The organism is Parabacteroides sp. AF18-52 (genome assembly GCF_003479145.1).
GTDB lineage: Bacteria > Bacteroidota > Bacteroidia > Bacteroidales > Tannerellaceae > Parabacteroides > Parabacteroides faecis.
On the sequence record NZ_QUGR01000015.1, the window covers coordinates 77,557 to 98,526 of the forward strand.

Sequence of the window (20,970 nt, forward strand, 5' to 3'; positions counted from 1 at the left end):
CTGTGTCGCTTTGGTTTATCAATAACCTTCATTCTGCGAAAGATTTGGATTCCGGTCTCTTTCCAACTGAGGAACAGGCCATAATTCAAATTTTTTATTCCAGAAACGATTCCGGTCACGAACTTTCAGTTTACTTTTATAAGCGTCATAATTGGGGATATCATTCAAATCAGTCCGTTCAGACGTTTTAAAGTTGGGTATATCCGTAGAAGCCAGACCTTCATAACCAATCTCCGGCAAAGGAAGTCCGTAGGTAGGTTGGCCATTTTCCAAATCACCGATCCCCCATCGTCTCATATCCACATGATGCAATCCTTCCAAAGCAAATTCCACTTTACGTTCACGACGGACCAGTTGGCGCATTTTATCCTGATTTCCTATCCGGTCTGCCGATACATCCGGCATAGCTACCCGGTTACGCACCTGGTTAATAGCATCATATACCGTATTATCCAGTTCATTCAACTCTATTTTAGCCTCTGCATAAGTCAATAAGACTTCAGCATAACGCATAATCGGTATATTACAACTTTGGGCACTGATATTCTCGGCTGTTTCATTACTGAATTTAGCCCAGATATATCCAACACCGGCATTACAAAAACTGGCCCATGCCGCCGAACTGTTTATATCTGCATTATTTGCCAGATACCAGGTATTTGAAGAGAAATCATAAAACTGAGCCTCTATATCATAGGCATTGATTATCTGGCGTACAAGATTGCCATTATTCACAGTGGCCGTATCGCCGTGCATCCAAAGTGTAGAACGGAAACGGGGATCACGGTTCTTCTGCGGATATCGCGGATCGTATAATGAAGATTCGTCGATACGCTTTCCGTCTATGCATTCATACGTATCTGCTAAAAGCATGGACGGATGTCTACCTGTCTGCCCGGTATTTCTGGATACCTGACCGAAGGCAACCACATGGGTCTTTTTTATTCCCTGGTCAGAATACATTAATTCCCATAACATTTCGTTCCTGACATCAGCCTTTGCCTGTCCGGTTATATTAAACAAATCATCAAAACTCTGAGCCAGTGATCTCTGTCCGATCACTTTCCCAGCGGCCTCGGCCGATATACGGAAATAATCCGCCCCTTGTCCCCTATAATTGAGACTACCGCCTAAAAGAGCAGCCCGGGCTTTTAAACCGTATGCAACCGCTTTATCCACACGTCCACGGCTTGTAGCAATCCAGGGTAAAGCTGATGCGGATTCTTCCAGGTCAGTCAGAATAAAATCAAGTATATCTTCTCTGGAAACCCTAGTTTCTTTATATTGCTCAATAGTGACCGGATCTGTGAAGAAAGGAACATCCCCATATGTCGCTATCAGATTATAATAGGCGAACGCCCTGAGCACTTTCACTTCTGCCAAATACTGATGAGCATTATCACCCAGTCCGTCAATATACTCTTTTGATCCGTATATCACGGAGTTGGCGCGGGCAATCACAATATATAATTTATTCCAGAATGTTTTTACTTCATTATTATCCGGATTGAGTCCGCCACCCGCTCCTATCGTCGTATTTTCATTTCGTTCAAAGGCCATACCGGTATAATGATCAAGTGAAATATTAAAAGGTATGGCATAGCCAAGCTCCATATATAAATAATTATACACTCCTTCAGCTCCACTTTTAATAGCCGCTTCAGACTGATAGAAACCGGAAGATGAATAATCGGAAGATGTTTTGTCGAGAAAATCGGAACATCCTGCCAGCATTATGACAATGATTCCTGGTATTATATTGAATAATAACTTTTTCATATATCTATAATTTTTTAAAAACGAATATCAACACCAAATGTAAAAGTCTGCATTACCGGGTAGAAACTACCTCTATCTACTGAATTTTCAGGATCATAACCTTTATAAGCACTACAAATCGTAAATAAATTCTGGGCACTGGCATAGATTCGTAAATTATCGATATGCAATTTACTTAATATTTTTTTAGGCAACGTATATCCGACAACCATATTTTTCATACGTAAATAAGCTCCGCTCTTGATCCAGAAATCAGATACGATATTATTCGGATTATTGCCGGATCCGTCGATCAGAAGCAACGGGAATTCTGCATTCCTGTTTTCCGGTGTCCAATAATCCAACTGGTTCTTAAAAATAGTACGCCCAACATAGAAAGGACGTGCCCCCGCTTCAGTATATAGGATATCCCGTTTTCCAACACCTTGTAAGAATACAGTAAAATCAAAACCTTTCCATTCTGCTCCGAGATTTAAACTAAATTCATACCGAGCATACGGATTACCGATCACGGTACGGTCGTAATCATTTATTTCGCCATCCGGTTTTCCGTCCGGTCCGCTAATATCTTTATATCTTATATATCCCGGTTTTATATTCTCTTTGTTTCCGCCATATACAGGTGAGGCATCGATCTCTTCCTGAGTCTGAAAATAACCATCAGATACATATCCGTACCAGGAACGGAGCGGAAGTCCTTCGCGGATAATTTGTGTATCTATATATTCATTCCCATACAGATTGGTAACTTCATTTTTCACATCCGATAAATTTCCGGTAATATGGTAACCGACATTTCCTATCCGGTCACGCCAGGAAACCGACAGGTCCCAGCCGTTATTTCGCATAGAACCGGCATTTTCCCAGGGTGATGACAATCCTACATACATCGGGATAGGAAATTGTTGAAGCATATTATTTATATTCCGGATATAATAATCAAAATTCACGCTCAAACGTGAATTGAGTAATGCGGCATCTATTCCGGCATTGAACTGGGTCGACTTTTCCCATGAAATCTTTTCGTTGGCTACCTGGGTCTGTGCAACACCTGTCCCTTCTTTCTTATCAAACCAATAACCGTAACCGGAAGCTATGGACGCAGCATAGGGGAAATAAACGGGATTACCTCCTAAAATAATATCCTGATTTCCCAAGGTTCCATAAGAAGCACGTATTTTTAAATTATCCACCCACTTTTTAGCCGGGAGAAAAAAAGACTCTTCAGAGATTCTCCAACCAACAGAAAATGAAGGAAAAAAGCCCCACCGATGCCCTTTCATAAAACGGGAAGAAGCATCCCATCTGCCGTTCAACTCCAGCAAATAACGATCTGCAAAAGCATAATTCACACGTGCAAAATACGACATCATCGCCCATTCGTTACGTGTTCCGGCATTAGATGCTGTTGAAATATCACCATGATTCAACTCTTCAAATCCTTCAAACTCAAAACCTTTTCTGCTTGCAGAAAATCCCCGGTTGGTCAGTTCTTCTGTCTGCATACCTGCCAATATTTTCAAATAATTTCTGAGTATGTTCGTTTCATAAGAGGCCTGGGCATTGAACTGATTGGTGATCGTCTGGCTCCATCCTTCATATTTCGAATTTCCGTTAGCCGGATAAGTCGTTTTAAAAACACCGTTTTCATAGGTGTCGTAAGGATTGATGAATGAATCCGACTTATACTCGACTTTACGACTGCTGTAACTAGCCAATGCTTCAAAACCTTTGAAAGGCTGTAGTAAGACAAATCCTTTTATACCCAACTCAGGCGTTACACCTGTCGCAACACCGGCTACTTTGGATACAGCTATAGGATTGTCGCCATTCTGTCCGAATCCCCAACTGCCGTCATTATTCACACCTGAAAAGACAGGGGTGAAAGTAAGAGCTTTGTTGATTATGCTTTCCGGGCTGTCCAGACAGGGATTAGTTGCTTTCGACTGACGAATATTGACATCCAAACCAACCTTCAGCCATTTGGTCAACTGGGCATCTGTATTTAGACGCAAGGTCATACGGGAATAGGTGTTATTCGAGATTTGTCCATCCTGATAATAGTAACCGCCATTTGCAAAAACATGGAACATCTTGGATCCTCCGCTTAAACTGACAGAGTGGTTATGTACTAATGCCGTATTTTTAATCACAGCCTTTCTCCAATCCGTATCGTAATAATTAATGTTATCCGCCCCTTGTGTTCTGTATATATTAAGAATATCCTCCGAATACTGGGGATCCATATCGGCATTGGCACGAGCAACATTCACCGCTTCCATGTACTCGATCGCATTTACCGGATCAGGCATGGAAGTTGGTGTATTCAAACCGACATAACCGTTATAGGAAACTTTTACACCTTCCCCCTGGGCACGTTTCGTTGTAACCAGGACTACCCCATTGGAAGCTCTCGATCCGTAGATAGATGCAGATGCCGCATCTTTCAGTATAGAAACAGATTCAATGGCATTCATATCGACGTTGTTGATGTCTCCTTCTACTCCATCAATGAGAATAAGAGGAGAGGTAGAAGAGTTCAGGGATCCCGTTCCCCGGATAGTAATATTACCGCCGTCGGCTCCCGGCCTACCGGATGATTGTACCACAGAAACACCGGGGATCAATCCCTGCAGAGCTGTAGACGTATTACCGACATTACGTTTGATAAGATCCTGGCTGGTAATATTCTGTACCGCTCCGGTAAGATTGATCCTTTTCTGGGTTCCATATCCTACCACCACCACTTCGTCCAACCTTTTCGTGTCTTCTTCCAGGATTACATTAAGTAAGGTTTCATTCCCGGTTTTTATAGTCCGGGGTAAATAACCCACATAGGAAAAAAGTAAATTAGCATTGTCCGGAACATTTTCTAATGAATATTGCCCGTTCTGATCGGTTATCGTACCCGAAGTTGTTCCCTCGACTACCACATTTACACCTATTAAAGGAGAATCAGTCGGATCTACAACCCTGCCGGTTATACGCTTACCTTTCTGACCCGGATTAGGAGATATATTTTTAAAATATTTATTGGTCAACACAATATAACTGTGATCTACTACCTTATATGTAATATTTGTTCCTTTAAACAATTGTTTGAGAACATCCTCTATAGAAGAAGAGAAAACATTTATTTTCACTTGCTTATTGGTATCGATCTGCTCATCATTATAAAAAAAATGATAGTCACTCTGCTTTTCTATCTCTTTAAATATATCCGTAATGTTCCCCTGCGAAATATTCAGGGTAATCACTTGCGATTTACCGGTTGTAGCCTGTACCGGAAGCACAAAAGCACAAAGGCAGATGAGTATAATATACCTGAAAAAGCAATACCAAACTCTACCGTATTTTTTCTGACTCCTTATGGAAAAATAATTTAGCATAATCATTAATTTAAGATTAAACAACTATCAGTTTATAAGAATATAGGCTATAATAAGTACAACAATACATGATTTTTTCTTCTATACTTTTTATTCCATAGGCTATGATATTTATATATTCACACTATCTATTCAATAATAACCGTATCTTTGACCATCCGAAAATTAATAGATGTATTTATTTTTATTACTTTCAGGATATCCGTAAGTGATTCATTATTATTAAAATAACCACTAAAACGTAATGTCTTTATCCGCTGGTTCCTGAAATGAAATACAACATCATAATTACGCTCCAGTAACTTCGCTATTTCTTCCAGATACATCATTTCGAAAGACAATCCTCCTGCTCTCCATTCAGTGAACAGTTGCGTCTGATAAGGCATTGTCTCTATCTTGTTTTCATTTTTATGATAAATAGCTACCTGATCGGGATTCAATAAGATTTCTTGTTTTGTAGAGAAAGGATGTACCATCACTTGTCCGGAAAAAAGTGTTGTCGTCAATTTGGCTTCATTTTCATACGCACAGACATTAAAGGCCGTACCTAACGCTTTTACTTCCAAGCCATCTGTTTTTACAATAAACGGTATATCCCTGTTTTTGGCTACTTCGAAATAGGCTTCACCAACCAAGACTATGTTCCGGTTATTTACTCCATAATCCACCGAATATTCAAGTGAAGTACAAGTATTTAACCATACTTTAGTCCCGTCAGGAAGTTGCAGGAAACTTTTCTCGCCTTTACCTGTCATTATTTTATAGGAACAGCTTTTCAAAGAGTGATCTTTCGGATTCATCTGAAAAAAAGCGGTTGCAAGAAAAGCTCCTAACAATACAGCTGCAACTAATTTCAGAAAATGGGAAAAAAGTTTTCTTTTTCTCTTCAAAACAGAATGAGCCATAGATTCCTGTAAAATCGTGTCATAAAGTCGTTCCCATTCTTTATTCACATTTACTTCATCCAGCAAATTCTCTTCCAATATTTTATTGATCTGCTTGTTCATCATTATTGTTTGTGTACTTATATCTCTTATTCTTTAACTATATCTGTATCGTTTTCAATAGTATGACACAATTAAACAAGACATTACTTACAAACAAGGCTGTATTTTTTGACAAACAGATGTATTTATCAGCACATATCTGATATACTCCCCAAATAAAAAGCGCAGAACGAAAAAAATCGTCTGCGCCTTTACGCTGTTGCTAACTACCTATCTAATTAAAATACACAAATCTTTCTTTTTCTGCCGGGCCATCAATTGGGCCATATACAAGGAACGGGGGAAGATATTGATTTCATTCCGTCCTTCCCAGATGCCATCCGGACGATCTGTAAAATGACCGGGATACTTCTCCCCTTTCAAGCCGATACAATAATTCTTTCCGGAAGTCCACGGACTCTGTACCGCTGCGCGTTTTACCCGGCAGTTCCATACGACCTGCGTCACACCTGCCCAGCCATGACCGCTTCCCATCTGTCCGCGATCCTGTACATTTATTTCTCCATCGGTTACGATATTATCATATAAGGTACCGATCGCCCAACGATGATGCGGACCTATATCCGCAAATGTCTGGGAAGCCGTGCAGTTATAGAATACGTTCGGTCCGCAAACCTGTGCACCGGTCACATAATCATGACGGCCTTCCGTAGCCTGGCAGTTCATAAAGAGGTTTTGTTGTCCCCAGTTGTTGAAAGAGTAACGATATCCCCCTGTTATCAAAGATTTCGATTCCAGGCAACGGCAATCTATTACAGAAACATTTTTGGCAGAACGTTCACAACTGACAGCCGAGTAAGCAAAATAACGGGCGGTAATATTTTTCACCCAACAATTCTCCGCCTTATCCAGTTCGACGGCGATCCAAGCATGTTCCAGATCCTCGTAATCTTCGAATTCAGACTCAAAGCAGATATCAGATACACCGACTTCGCTGATACGTCCGTCAAAACGATATGTATAGACCTCTCCACCACCGAATCTTTTATCCATTTGCATAACGACGGGATTGTCGATAAAAATACGGTTTCCTTCTACTTTGACGATCTCCCGTTCAAACGCCAGGTTATATTCCTGCGGTGTCCATTGGCGCGTACCTTTCCGTTCCACGATCTGGTCCATCTTAATGGCATGTATCCACTCCTGTGTGCCGGGACGGTAAACGATCACACGGTCACCCGCTTTGAATCCTCCGGTTGAAGATACGCAGAAGGAATGACTGCCGACCGGTACAAAATCATCTGTGATCTTCACTCTTGTACCCTGTACTTCCTGCATATCCCCACGACCTTTCACCTGTATCAACGAACGTCTTTCTTTTCCGGTAGCAATCAAACGGGTTTCATTGATATTGTCTCCTTCTCCTTTCAGGACAATGCCGCTCGTATGGATGACAATCGTACCGGCTATCTTATACACACCCCGTTTCAACAATATGGTCCTGCGATGCCCGTTCTCATCCGGACTTCTGCGTGCAACTTCATCGATAGCCTGCTGGATCAATGCACCGCTATCTCCCTCTTCAGCAGGAAAGACCTCTTTTACGACCGAATATACGGGAATACTTTTATCCCCGTGGTGATAACCTACCCGGCTGAAATCCGGGATCGTATTTCCGTCTTCATCCGGAACATACGTCAAAGTGCCTTCATCACTGATTCTGACGAGGGAAGATTGCCATGCCGGAGGTAACTTCGTTTGCGCATTACAAACGAATGTTACCCCGACTGCCAATCCAATTATTACATATTTAAATGCGCTCACTTTATACTTAATCTTCTATAATCACACGGAAACCTACATTATGAACTTTCTGCCAGGGCAGGTAAGATTTGCGATAGTACGCTGTTGCCGTTTTCGGATGGTCGGTCCATGAACCGCCGCGAACAACTTTTTCCGATCCGCTACCCTGCATTTTCTCGCTGTACGGATAAGGCAGATAATCGGAACGTGTCCATTCGGCTATATTGCCCTGCATGTCATACAATCCCCACGGGTTTGCCTGATAACCACCACCTTTCACCATCAGCATGTTACCGTCGTCTACATTATTATCTTTCGGTTGGAAAGTATAATATTTATACCAGGGATCAGAAGGACTCATCGGCTGGGGATTCACACCTCTTACCGCCAGTTTGTTCAACTGCTTATCACCCATATTTTCATATTGGGAGAAGTCCGTATTCAACGCTCCGTACCAGAAATCGTCTCCGCTACCCGCACGACAAGCCCATTCCCATTGCACCTCTGTCGGCAATGTCACTTTCAAGCCTGTTTTCTCACTTAACTTCTTGCAGAAAGCCATTGCTTCTTCCCAACTGACACGGATAGCAGGTTGCTCCGGATTGTTAGCCGGATATCCCTCGTGTACATGGTCTTTCCAAAGTTGGTTGACGAAACGGCTGTTATGATCCGGGAAGATCGTACGGAATTGTTCGTTACTTACTTCGATCTCCGCCATCCAGAAGGCTTTTTTCACTTCCTGCTTGTTTGCCGGCGAATAATCGGAATGTTTCCGGTTTGTACCCATGACAAACTGACCGGCAGGGATACGGACAAAATTCATGACAATGCCCGGAGCCAGTTCGATACTTTTCTTTGTCTCCTGTTCTTTTGCCAACATATCTTTGGCTGCATCCGCATCAAAAGGCCAGCCTTTCACCTTCACCTCTTTATCTTTATATTCCTGACGTTCAGGTTTTACAGGAGACGGTTTCGGCTGTTTAGCCAAATAGTCGGCATAGTTGCGGATTTCTATCTGCCAGTCCACACCCGAGCCGGCATATTTTTCGGTCAGTTCCGTACGACGGCTGATCTGTTCTATGCCTTTAAATATATTTGCCTTAAACTTACTATGGTAAGGAGCATTAAAGTCAATCCAGTTATATAGCGTACCCCATTCCTTATCTGTTAATTCCACACCATGATGTCCCGTTCTCAGCATCTTGATCAACTGGCTGGTGGAGGCATGATATTCATAAGGGTTCAACACTTCGATTTCCGCTTCCGGCCCTTGGCGATGTACGTATGGATGCAGGTTCAGGTAACTTTCACCAAATCCGGAGAATTTGTCGATACGTCCACCGGTAAAGTCAGCTAATTTATTGGAACCGTCATGACAAGCAATACAAGCCCGGTCGAGGATCGGCTGAACTTCCAGTTCAAAGGTGAACGGACGCTGGCCTCCTTCCGGGAGGGTGATGGCATGCGGTTTGATTGTCGAAGCTACCACCCGTTTCGGGATAGGTATCTGATTCTGATCCTCATGGCAACCGATACAGGAAACGGTTTCACCCGGCATACCGGTCAGCCAGCTCCTCATCCATTGTACCGCACGTCCGCACGAATCGAGCGGCTGAAGCGAGATAGGCGTATTCGCCGGTATAGTGAACAAGGCTGAACCATCTTCTTCTACCGGAACGGTTCCGAGCAAACGTTTAATATCCCATCCGCTCTGAACACCCTGCGCCCAATGATCGGACGGTGTTCTGTTATAAGCATATTCATAAGAAAGCACACGGAAGGCTTTCACCGTACCGCGTGGTACGCCTTTCAATCCTTCTCCTTCGTAAATATCCTGAATGAAGACTGTCGCCTCTTTCGTTCCGGGTTTCGTACGATCAGGGATAACCGGAGGAACCGGTGTCTTTCTGACCGGTATCGGATGGATCAATCCTTCGCCTTCAAATTCTGCAATCAATGTTAAATTGTCGAATACATCCACCAGATAAATACCCCACAGAGCATTCGGATTCAATTTGGCAGCTACCAGGAAATATTTATCATTCAATGGATAAGGTTTAATGAACTGAGGCCAGACATCATCCACCAAACGGTCTTTAACGATCGGTTCTATCTTTCGGTCACGGAAAGGTAACTCCTGCACCATTCCCAGTTCAGCCTTACGTCCTTTGGACGGATCGAACAGGATCAGGCGACCGGAACGTGCAACGCCATGATGACCGGAAATAATTCCGATAAAACCGGATGCCTGTCCAGGGATCGGCTTGGCATCGAACGTACTGTTCGGAAAATAAGAACCGCTACCGTAAAGTGCTTTCTGTTCCGTTCCGTCCGGATTCATGTGCATGACAAAGCGGGAGAAATAATGCGTCAGGTCGGTATATTCCCAACGGGTGTACATCACCTTGCCGTTATTCATCAACACCGGCGACCAGTTAGCATCCTGGTCGAATGTCAGACGGCGCAACGAACCGTCCTTCGGATCGTACAGGCACATATTACCTACTTCGTCGTTACCGTTGACACAAGGCACGCCGTTATAACCGATATTAGATATGGCCATGATCTTACCGGAAGGCAGCCAGGTGGCATCAAAAAACTCCAGATCTTTTTCCGGCGATTCAACCAGTTTCTTCAAACCTTTTCCATCTATACCGACTTCAAAGACCTGCCAGCGTTTATCAGTATCGACCATAGAGAACATGATACGGTCGGCATCCCAATGCAGTTTCAGATCGGGAACGGACGAGCCGTTATCCGGTTTGAAGATAGTACGCGACTGAATATCGCCCCGCAGGTTTGACAATTCGACGATTTCCGCATCGAATCCGCCACGGGCGGCGGAAGTCTGGTTCGACCAGTTATTATTTTGCGTACCCAGTGAACGGGGGTTGATCTGCCGGGCATTCGTCCCTATATGATAACGGCCGACAATCAGTTTATCCATATCCAGTTCCGGATTAGCCAGCAGGATATCATGTTTCAACTGCAAAGCATCCTTTGCCTCTTTTATAGAAGTCGCATCGTTCGAATAGATACCGGAGAAACCTTTACTTACCAATGCTTTCAGTATGGAAAGCCTGGATTGATTGGTATCCTGGTCAAACGATTTGTTACGTTTCATATCATTAAAAGCCTCTTCGACGGCCCGTACATTCAACCAACTCAAAGATTCCTGCAATTCGTATACCTGCATAGCATCCTGTGCTATATTCAGATAAGCGATCACCTGTTTATCCAACTCTTTTTCCTGACCGACAGTAGCGATCCGGGTTGTAAAATACGCCTTATCCGTCAACAGGTCGACAACGGACTGAGCGATATGTTTTTCTATATCGGCATTATAGGTCGTAACCAATGCTTTCATATCACTTCCGGCAAACGGAAGGAATTGTGCCGATTCAGCCGGGAAACCGGCAATAATATCTTCGGATAACTCTTTTCCGGTTATTCCTTGCAAGCGGAAAATAACTGTTCCCGCAGAGGAACGGTTTTCCAGTCCGATCTCAGCTTCAAAGCGGACATATTTCTTATCCAAAGGTACGACGATCTGTGTATTGGCATTCGCCATGATCGTCCGTTCATAGGTTTTTCCAGCCATAACGACCGGAACATTTTTGGCGTTGGCATTAAAGACCAGGCGCCCTGTTCCCGTTTCTTTGAAGGTATCCTTCAGGTCATTCAGCCAGACAGACGAGCCGTCGGCTGCGATCAGCCGTGCATTGGCCCATACAGCCTGGTCGTCGGCAGTACCGTCGACAGTACCCCAGGTATAAAGCACGATTTCATCCAGTCCTGTTACATCGGCGGTAAACTTTTCAGCTGCTTTCTTTGCTTTTATTACTTTGGATGCGACCGGAAGAGAGCTCTTTTTCATTTGCTCATAGGCATTCTGTTTGGCAACAGCGATTCTTTCCGACCAGGAAGCGGGCGCATTCCCTTGCTTTTTCTGCTTTTGGGAAAAGGCAGAAAGTGAAAAAGCAAGGCAGGCTGATAAAATAATTAATCTCTTTTCCATGATATCTATCTCCTATATTCAGAGAAGGAAGCCCCGCCAATAACAGCGAGGCTCCTCACCCATACTTAAATTATTAGCGAACGATTAATAGTTCGGATTCTGGATCAACACTCCGTTGGAGAAGTCGATCTGATCTTGTGGTAACGGAAAATATTCGTGTGCCTTCGACCAAGCTGTTACATGTCCTGTCAATGCCGGGTCAAGTTCCAGTCCATTCAATTTATCCATGATTTTCCAACGTTTCATATCATAATAGCGAATTACCTCAAACGGAGTTTCCACGCGACGTTCATGACGTATTTTCTCACGTAGCTGATCTTGGGTAAGATTTGTCGGCAAATCGGCCAAACCGGCACGTGTGCGTACTTGATTGACCATTTCGGCTACACCACCGAGACCTAATTCATTAGCAGCTTCAGCTTTCAATAGCAGAAGTTCACCCCAACGCAGATAGACGAAATCCGTTTCACTACGGAAACTTGCCCCCCACGAATCACCTTCTTTCATTAACGGTGTCAAATATTTTACCATCGCTTTCTTCAGATCACTCTTGGGTAATGACAGTAATTCGCCTCCAGGCCATTGATATTTATCATCAAAAGCAACAATCTGTCCTAAACGATTATCACCTTCCTCATAATCATTTGTTAGATTAGCCACCGGGCGAACTGCTGCATAATCGCCATATATACGGTCAAAATCCGTATAATTATTGGGAGCCAGATATTTGATAGAGAAAACAATTTCAGTACTGGCTTCCTGAGTATCATAAGTAAAATTATCGGCATAACGTTCTGTCAATGAATATCCTTTGATTTCATTCAACAAATTATATGCTTCCTGTACCTCGTCACGGTTAGCTATTTTACCGTCTTCACCATACGCATGAAACATCAGCAAACGTGCCTTTAACCCCTGGGCAGCACCTTTGGTTGCATGTCCTCCGGCTCCCTTAAATGTTTTATCGTCCATTTTGTCAATAGCAGCCTGCAAATCAGTGATCAGGTTTTTATAAACTGTATCCAATGATTCTTTCGGCATGTTTTGAGTCGTAAGATTTAACGGTTCAGTTGGATAAGGAACTTCCCCATAACACAAATAAAGCAGATAATAACAGTAAGAACGAAGAAATAGAACTTCACCTTCATACTGATTACGTATACTACTCATATCTGCTCCTTCGTAATTTTTCAACTGATAAAGAAAAATATTCATACGGGCAATTGCAGAATAAGCTTCTTTGTAAAGGTCAGGTATAAAACCGGTCATCGACGGATCGATGTTGTCTGCCTGAATCATATAAGATAAATATACATAAGAAGAACCGGAACTCCCGTAAGCATTATCTGTCAGACAGTCAAAAACGATCGACCGATGTGACAATGTATTTTCCTGCATGGCCTGATAACAACCAGTCAAAGCAGAATCAAAATCAGACTTGGATTGCCAGAAGATAGTTTCTGACGGAGTGGTTGTCGGAGGTGTATCCAGAATATCAGAACAGGAAGATATTGTCATCATACCGGCAGCCAATAGTGATATATATGATAGTTTATTCATTTTCATAACTATTTTACGATTAAATTAAAATTCAAGATTTACACCAAATGAAATGATACGGTTTTGCGGATAATATACCAAACGTGTCCCTTTTGTGGAATTATAGTTACGTTCGGGGTCGCCTCCCTGCGGGAATTTAGTAATTGTCAGCAAGTTATCACCGGAGAAATAGAAACGCAGACGTTCGATCTTCGCTTTACTCGTCAGTGCTTTCGGCAATGTGTAGCCAAATGTCAAATTCTTCAAACGGAAATAAGAAGCATTATACAACCAATAAGTACTTTCACGCTGGTTCTTGGCACCTCCTAAATCTGCAAAATACAGGCGAGGATATTTGGCATCTCTATGATCTTCCGTCCACATATTGTCTATATAATCCTGAGAGATAGGAGAACCCTGGTAGAAAGGACGTAATCCCCAACCACTGGCATAGTGCTTGGCGCCCTGTACACCCTGCCCCATCAAAGAAAGGTCGAATCCTTTCCAACTGGCACCCAGATTAACAGAATATTCAAAATCCGGCAAACGTCCACCTAATACTTTACGGTCATTTTCATCAACGACACCATCCGGTACTCCATTCGGGCCACTGATATCCGCATATTTGATATCACCCGGCAATGTTTTGTCATTAAACTGTTTAGGTGAATTTGCTACGTCTGCTTCATCTCTGAAAATACCAATTGCTTCATAGCCATAATATGACTCATAAGGCAGACCTTCCTTATAGATCAGACCTTTAGAAGAATCTATATAATCAGCACCGTATTTCGTCAGTTCGTTTCTCGTACGATCGAAGAATACTCCGGCGTTGTAACTCATACCTTTAAATATACCATTCTGAATATATCCGTTATAAGCCAAGGATACTTCGATACCTTTATTTATCATTTCACCGGCATTCACATACGGAGCCTTCAAACCTAACAGTGAATTACTCTGTGCCTGACGAAGAATATCGTATGTTCTTTTCTTATACCAGTCGAAAGTTACATTAAAACCATTGAAAGCAGTAATATCAACACCAAAGTCGCCGATAGAAGTAGATTCCCATTTCAGGTTACGATTAGTAAGCGCAGTCTGAGCTACACCGGCATCCAGATTCGAATTATCAAAACTATAATCCTTACCGGTCGTAACCGATGCATAATAAGAATAGAGATCGATGTTCTGGTTACCCAAGATACCCCATGAACCACGCAGTTTCAGACTGTTCAACCATTCCCAGTTCAGATCCTTCATCCATTCTTCTTCAGTCACACGCCATCCCAGAGAGAATGAAGGAAATATACCCCAGCGAGATTCGGAAGAGATACGTGAAGAACCATCATAGCGGGCATTTACTTCCAACAAATAACGTTGTTTGAATGCATAGTTGGCACGGAAGAAAGCAGACATAATTCCCCATTCTTCAGATTTACCGGTATTCGTCTGTACAGAAGAAATACCTGTCTCCAGTTCATGCAACGGGAAGTCATAATTCTGACGATAGCCTTCCAGTTTATCCAGTTTATAATATTCCAGGTTGTAACCAGCCATTACAGAGAAATCATGTTCCTTATTCGGAGTCGCCCAGTCATATTTCAAATAAGTATACAAGTTATAATAAGAACTATTATTCATCGTACTTGTCAAACCAGTACCTCCCGTATTCAAGGTTCCGTTCTGCTTTCCATCGTGATAATAATAGATAGGTGTCGGCAGAGCTCCCCAAACTTTATCATGTTGCTGTTTGTAACGCATAGCACCTTTAGTATACCAAGTCAACCCCTTGATCGGATTTACTTCTAACCAGGCCTGTGCATTGACATCCGTATTGACAGTTGTTTTGAAATTTTCCGTTTCTACAATTGCAACCATATTCTTATTGTTAGATTCAAACGAAAAAGCTTTAGAAGCATAGCGTCTGATTCCTGTTCCGTCATCCGGCAACCAGGGCATATAGGTCGGAGCCTGTGAGATTGTCGACAGATAAGCATCCGTATCTCCTTGGCGAGTTTCCTGGCGATTGCTACGGCTACCGGTAAAGTACATTCCGAATTTAACCCAGTTATTCACTTGCGAAGTAAGATCGAGCGTTGCATTGTAACGCTTAAATTCCGAGCCTTTCAATGTTCCCGGCTGGTTGACCATACTTAAAGAAGCATTATAAGAAGTTTTACCGGTCGTACCTGCAATACTCAGGTTATGCTGTTGTACAAAGGCAGGATTAAACATATAATCCAACCAGTTAAAACTCGGATACTTGGTAGGATCGGACGGATTGGTATAATTAGCAATCATTTCATCCGAGTAACGGTCTGTTGCTGGAGCACCGGAATTGTCTTTCGCCATATTGAAGTACTTCATATACGTCGGAGAATCCCATACCAGATCCAACAGAGTTGTCGGATTGTAAACGGCGAAGTTACCGTTATAACGGATTGAAACACGCTCTTTCACATCTGTACCATTCTTGGTCGTGATCAAAATTACACCGTTTGCAGCACGCGAACCATAGATAGAAGCCGAAGCGGCATCTTTCAACACCGAAACACTTTCAATAATGTTCGGGTCGAGGGAGGCCAGGTCTCCCTCGACTCCATTAATCAGGATTAATGGGTCAGAACCAGTACCCGAATAAGTACCCTGTCCACGTACACGTATCTGAACAGACTCGCTACCCGGCTGACCTTTGTCGGAAGTGATACGCAAACCCGGCATTTGCCCCTGTAACATTGTTGAGGTGTTAGCTACCGGACGTTTTGCAATTTCTTCGCCGGTTACAGCAGATACGGCACCGGTCAGATTCACTTTTTTCTGTGTACCGTAACCAACAACAACAACTTCATCCAAACTTTGAGAATCTTCCTGAAGAGTAATTTTCAGACGGGTATTACCTGTCACTTTTATTTCCTGATCCTTATAACCAAGATATTTGATCAATAATACATCCCCGTTTTTAGCCGGAACGGTAAAGTTTCCGTCTACATCTGTAATAATCCCTGTGGTTGTTCCTTTCACTAGTACAGATACTCCGATCATCGGATCTCCGAACTCATCCAAAACAATTCCGGAGACAGTTTGTGTTTGCGCAAACAAACTCAAACCTGAGTTAAACACCACCATTAATAATAATAATCGCCAAAACGATAAAGTGGCCTTCTTAATTTCCTTTTTCATTTAATCATGGATTTAATTAGACTTAAAATTTCAACAAATTCAATAACACAAAGAAACATATTCTCTTTTTCACAAAAGAAAAATATACTTCCAATTTAGTATTAAATTATTCTATATGAATAGTTTGAGACAAAAGTAACAGGAATGTGATACAAATTTATCAGTTCTCTTGTCCCGGTCTGTCTTTCGATTGTACAAACTCTGTCGGAGTACAACCGTAAAAAGCCTTAAAAGAATTTGAAAAATAAGAGTGGCTATTAAATCCAAGATGTAAAGCTATTTCGGAAACGTTCATTTCCGATTCTTTTAATAGTTTCGCAGCCATCTCCAACCGTTTATTACGGATCAGCTCCATAGGAGAAAGCTCGGTAATGGATTTTAGTTTGCGGTACAGGTTTGCGCGACTGATACCAATCTCCGTGCATAACAGTTCCACATCCAGTTTATCATTGGAGATATTCTGCTCGATCACATCAAATAATTTCTGAGAGAAACGTTCGTCCGCCGATTTGACCTCTATTCCCATCACTTCCGGAGAGAAACGCTTTCCATACAGCTTTTTCAACTGTTCCCGCGAAGCCAGTAAACTACGGATACGCGTTTGCAGCACATCCATATTGAACGGCTTTACAATATAATCGTCCGCACCAGCCTGGAATCCTTCCTTGATATGGACAACCATGGAACGCGCCGTCATCAGGATCACAGGGATATGCCCTACCCTTATATCGTTTTTGATCAGCGTGCAAAGTTCCAGTCCGTCCCGTTTCGGCATCATAATATCACTAAGGACCAGATCGGGAAAGTCCTGAACTACTTTTTCATATGCTCTTACACCGTCAGCCGCTTCTATAACGGTATACTCAGCTTCCAGACTCTTTTTCAGATAACTTCGTACATCTTTATCGTCTTCGACCAGCAAGATTTTATATTTCGGTCCTTCCACTTTTTCCGGAGCAGGAAGAGATGCGGAAATATCATCTGTATTCGTTACTTCCGAAATCTTATCAAACTCTATATTTTCAATCTGGTCTTCGGAAAAAGCGGAACGGGAAATCGGGAGAATCACAACAAAGCAGGCTCCTGACCGTTCCGTATTATCTACATAGATAACCCCACGATGAAGCTGTACGATCGTATATACAAGGCTCAGGCCAATACCTGTCCCGGACAGATTGATTCCCGACGTTTCCGGAATCTGATAGAAAGGAGTAAATATCTTGTCGACTTCCCCTTCTTCTATCCCCTTACCGGAATCTTTCACCCGCAATACCAGATAGTTCGCATTTTCATCCTTATACAACCCATCTGTTTGCTTTGTACCCAGTCCGTTCCATGATTTTTCCGATACTTCCATCGTAACGGATTCACCGGACGGCGTGTATTTGAATGCATTCGATAAAAGATTGAAAACAACCTTTTCCAATAAAGACTTATCGAACCAGGCATTGATCGTCTTAGGCGTACAATTCAACGAAAACTTCACTTCGTTCGTAAGAGCGATCTGGTTAAAGGCATAATATATTTCCTTTATATATTCGCAGACATCTCCTTCACTGACCTTCAGGTCCAGACTACCGGCCTGATTTTTATGCAGATCCATCAACTGGTTCACCAGAAGCAGAAGTTTCTGGGCATTCTTATATATAATGGAAAGTTTGTCATGCAATTCTGCCGGAATATCCACCCGTTTGACCAATTCCTCAAACGGGGTAATAATCAGCATCAAAGGGGTACGCAATTCGTGGGAGAAATTCGTAAACAGGCGGATCTTTGCTTCATGGAACTCCTCCTGCTTCTGTTTTTCCAACTGTTTCAGTTTCAAACCGGCTTCCAGGTTCCGCTTAATATTTACATAATGAAGAATCGCATAACTGATAACAGCCAATGCAATAACATAAAACAAATAAGCATACCAGGTCCTCCATAAAGGGGGTTGCACGATAATGATCAGCGAACGCCCCTGCTCATTCCAGACACCATCGTTATTAGATCCTTTTACATGGAAAACATATTTTCCCGGACTTAGATTTGTATAGAAAGCGGAGTTACGTCCTCCCACATAATTCCAGTCGGTATCATATCCTTCCAATTTATAGGCATATTGATTTTGTGTAGAATAGATATAATTCAATGCCTGGTAGGTTATTGAGAAATTATTTTCATTATAGAGTAAGCGGATCGTATCCATACTATCCAGCACTTTATCCAGTACCCCCGATTCATCCCCCACTTCGATCGGTTGATTATTGACAGACAGTTGTTCCAGTACTACCGACGGAATATTCTCATTCTTATCCATCGCAGCCACCTGGAAAGTGACAAAACCATTGCTCCCGGCAAAACAAAGATTCCCATCCGGCAAAGCAATCCCGCTATGCAAAGTAAACTCCCGAATATCTATCCCGTTATGACGGTGGTAATTCCTGACCTCACCTCCTACGGGATCAAACATGATCAATCCGTTCACGGTACTCATCCACAACTTCCGGTCGCTACTCTCTACCAACGAGCAGATATTATTATCCAACAATCCGTCTCTGGCCGTCATAACCCGTTTAACATGTTCTGTTTTATCAAACTGGAAGATACCGCCCCCATACGTCGATACCCATATTTCGCCTGACTTTGTACGGACAATGGCAGAGATATAATTATTAGGAATACGATAGCTTTCCACTGTCGCTTCATTCGAATATTTCGTCAATTGTTTTTTATTGGTATCGAAACGAAGTAATCCGTCAGCTGTACTGCCTAACAGCAACACACCGTCTTCTTCTTCCAGGACACAACGGACATTCGATAGATAAAAAGGTTCATCTACATTATTGGTAAAAGTCGTGACCAATCGATCGTTTACAAAACAGGTCAGGCCAAACTCCGTAGACGCACCTCCCACCCATAAATTTCCTTTACGGTCACGTATAATGGAATAGATAGAATATTCAACCGGATATTTATGATAAAGAGAAAACGTCTTGGTCCTGATATTAAATTTATAGATTTCCCCTTTCGTCGTCCCGCACCACACATATCCGTCCTCATAAAAGACAGACTTGATAATATTCGTATTAAAGGCAAAATGGGCAGACGGGTCGATCAGATAATAATGCGACGTATTCGTCTGATAATTATAGTTCAACAATCCGTATCCCTCGGTAGCTATCCACAAATTGGAGGGAGATTCATATGTTATCGCTCCATAAATCCCCGTCCTGATATTCAGTTCATCTTCCGGCCGGTGAAGTACAAAACGATTGGTAAACTTATTCAGGTAATTGATCCCCCCGGCAAATGTCCCGACCCACAACGTATGATCATGGTCCACACAAAAAGCATAGATAGAATAATGACTTAAAGAATGGTTTATATCATCATATCCCGCCACTTTTACTATCTGCCCGGATTCAGGATCCAAAGCGAATATACCGTCAAAAGTCCCGACCAGCAGTTTCCCCTGCCATTCGACCAGGCAACGGACAGTATTATTGCTCAGTTTGCTGTTCTCACTCGTAAAAGACAGAACCTCATTTTCACGTAAATTGATCTTGTTCACCCCATACTTGCTACCGATCCATATCTGTTTCTGCGTATCCTCATATATGGAGGTTATATTATTGTTATTCAACGGCATATTTTTAGATTCGCGGGTAAAATGACTGATTATGTTCATTTGATTGTCACACAAATAAACTCCTTTGTCCCTTGTTCCGATCCAATATCGTCCTGCACTGTCTTCAAATAAAGCCGAAACAGAGATATCTTCGAGCCCATTATCCAAAAGAATCCGTTCGAAACGATCTTCCTCCCTGTTAAAACGGTATAATCCGCCCCATGTACCTACCCAAAGGTAACCGGCAGCATCGGAATATACTTTGGTAATACTACTCTGGGTTAAGCCATCTACTCCCGAATTATATCTTTTAATCCGATCGGTATTCAAATCTATCCGGTTCAGCCCGTTGTTCGTTCCCACCCAAAGATACCCCTCCTGATCTTCTGTGACCGAAGCGATCGAGTTACCGGACAAACTATGTTCATTCCCGTCTTCCCGGCGATAAATCACATACTCCTTTCCGTTAAACCTGTTCAGGCCGTTCTTCGTGGCAAACCATAAATATCCTTTTGAATCCTGATAGATATCCATGACGGATAGCTGGGAGATACCTTCATTCAAATCCGAATTAAAGGAATACAAATAATTAGTCCTTTCTGCATGTAATATCGATGCAAAAAGGACCAGAAATAATATGAAAGACAATCTCCTTATCATGGTAGTTGAATCTGATTAGATAAAACAAAAATAGTAAAA

Annotated in this window: 8 protein-coding genes; all 8 read right to left on the reverse strand. The window is 42.4% G+C overall.

Translation table 11 applies throughout. From position 1 onward, the window contains the following. Window positions 1–18: 18 nt before the first annotated feature. Window positions 19–1,779, reverse strand: a complete 1,761-nt coding sequence (locus tag DWX23_RS19785) for a RagB/SusD family nutrient uptake outer membrane protein (RefSeq protein ID WP_122375730.1) — start codon at window positions 1,777–1,779, stop codon at window positions 19–21. 14 nt (window positions 1,780–1,793) lie between these two features. Continuing rightward, a complete protein-coding gene (locus DWX23_RS19790; protein WP_233587694.1) occupies window positions 1,794–5,168 on the reverse strand; it encodes a TonB-dependent receptor in 3,375 nt (1,124 codons plus the stop codon). A gap of 128 nt (window positions 5,169–5,296) precedes the next feature. Continuing rightward, window positions 5,297–6,178 (reverse strand): FecR family protein, encoded by an 882-nt coding sequence (locus DWX23_RS19795; protein ID WP_233587696.1) that lies wholly within the window; start codon window positions 6,176–6,178, stop codon window positions 5,297–5,299. A 207-nt stretch (window positions 6,179–6,385) separates the two neighbouring features. Further along, window positions 6,386–7,939, reverse strand: a complete 1,554-nt coding sequence (locus DWX23_RS19800) for a hypothetical protein (protein WP_122375731.1) — start codon at window positions 7,937–7,939, stop codon at window positions 6,386–6,388. A 7-nt stretch (window positions 7,940–7,946) separates the two neighbouring features. Next, complete coding sequence (locus DWX23_RS19805; protein ID WP_122375732.1) at window positions 7,947–11,936, reverse strand: SUMF1/EgtB/PvdO family nonheme iron enzyme; 3,990 nt, start codon at window positions 11,934–11,936, stop codon at window positions 7,947–7,949. 84 nt (window positions 11,937–12,020) lie between these two features. Beyond that, window positions 12,021–13,496, reverse strand: a complete 1,476-nt coding sequence (locus tag DWX23_RS19810) for a RagB/SusD family nutrient uptake outer membrane protein (protein WP_122375750.1) — start codon at window positions 13,494–13,496, stop codon at window positions 12,021–12,023. Window positions 13,497–13,520: 24 nt separating this feature from the next. Beyond that, window positions 13,521–16,658 (reverse strand): TonB-dependent receptor, encoded by a 3,138-nt coding sequence (locus tag DWX23_RS19815; RefSeq protein WP_122375733.1) that lies wholly within the window; start codon window positions 16,656–16,658, stop codon window positions 13,521–13,523. Between the two features lie 160 nt (window positions 16,659–16,818). After that, window positions 16,819–20,931 carry a hybrid sensor histidine kinase/response regulator transcription factor gene (locus DWX23_RS19820; protein ID WP_122375734.1) on the reverse strand — a complete coding sequence of 1,371 codons (4,113 nt, stop codon included), beginning with the start codon at window positions 20,929–20,931 and terminating at the stop codon, window positions 16,819–16,821. Between the last annotated feature and the right edge of the window lie 39 nt (window positions 20,932–20,970).

Bases quoted from the DNA above. Each gene is read 5' to 3' on its own strand.
- DWX23_RS19790 (WP_233587694.1), bottom strand. From the start codon at position 5,168: ATGCTAAATTATTTTTCCATAAGGAGTCAGAAAAAATACGGTAGAGTT.
- DWX23_RS19795 (WP_233587696.1), bottom strand. From the start codon at position 6,178: ATGATGAACAAGCAGATCAATAAAATATTGGAAGAGAATTTGCTGGAT.
- DWX23_RS19810 (WP_122375750.1), bottom strand. From the start codon at position 13,496: ATGAATAAACTATCATATATATCACTATTGGCTGCCGGTATGATGACA.
- DWX23_RS19820 (WP_122375734.1), bottom strand. From the start codon at position 20,931: ATGATAAGGAGATTGTCTTTCATATTATTTCTGGTCCTTTTTGCATCG.
- DWX23_RS19805 (WP_122375732.1), bottom strand. From the start codon at position 11,936: ATGGAAAAGAGATTAATTATTTTATCAGCCTGCCTTGCTTTTTCACTT.
- DWX23_RS19785 (WP_122375730.1), bottom strand. From the start codon at position 1,779: ATGAAAAAGTTATTATTCAATATAATACCAGGAATCATTGTCATAATG.
- DWX23_RS19815 (WP_122375733.1), bottom strand. From the start codon at position 16,658: ATGAAAAAGGAAATTAAGAAGGCCACTTTATCGTTTTGGCGATTATTA.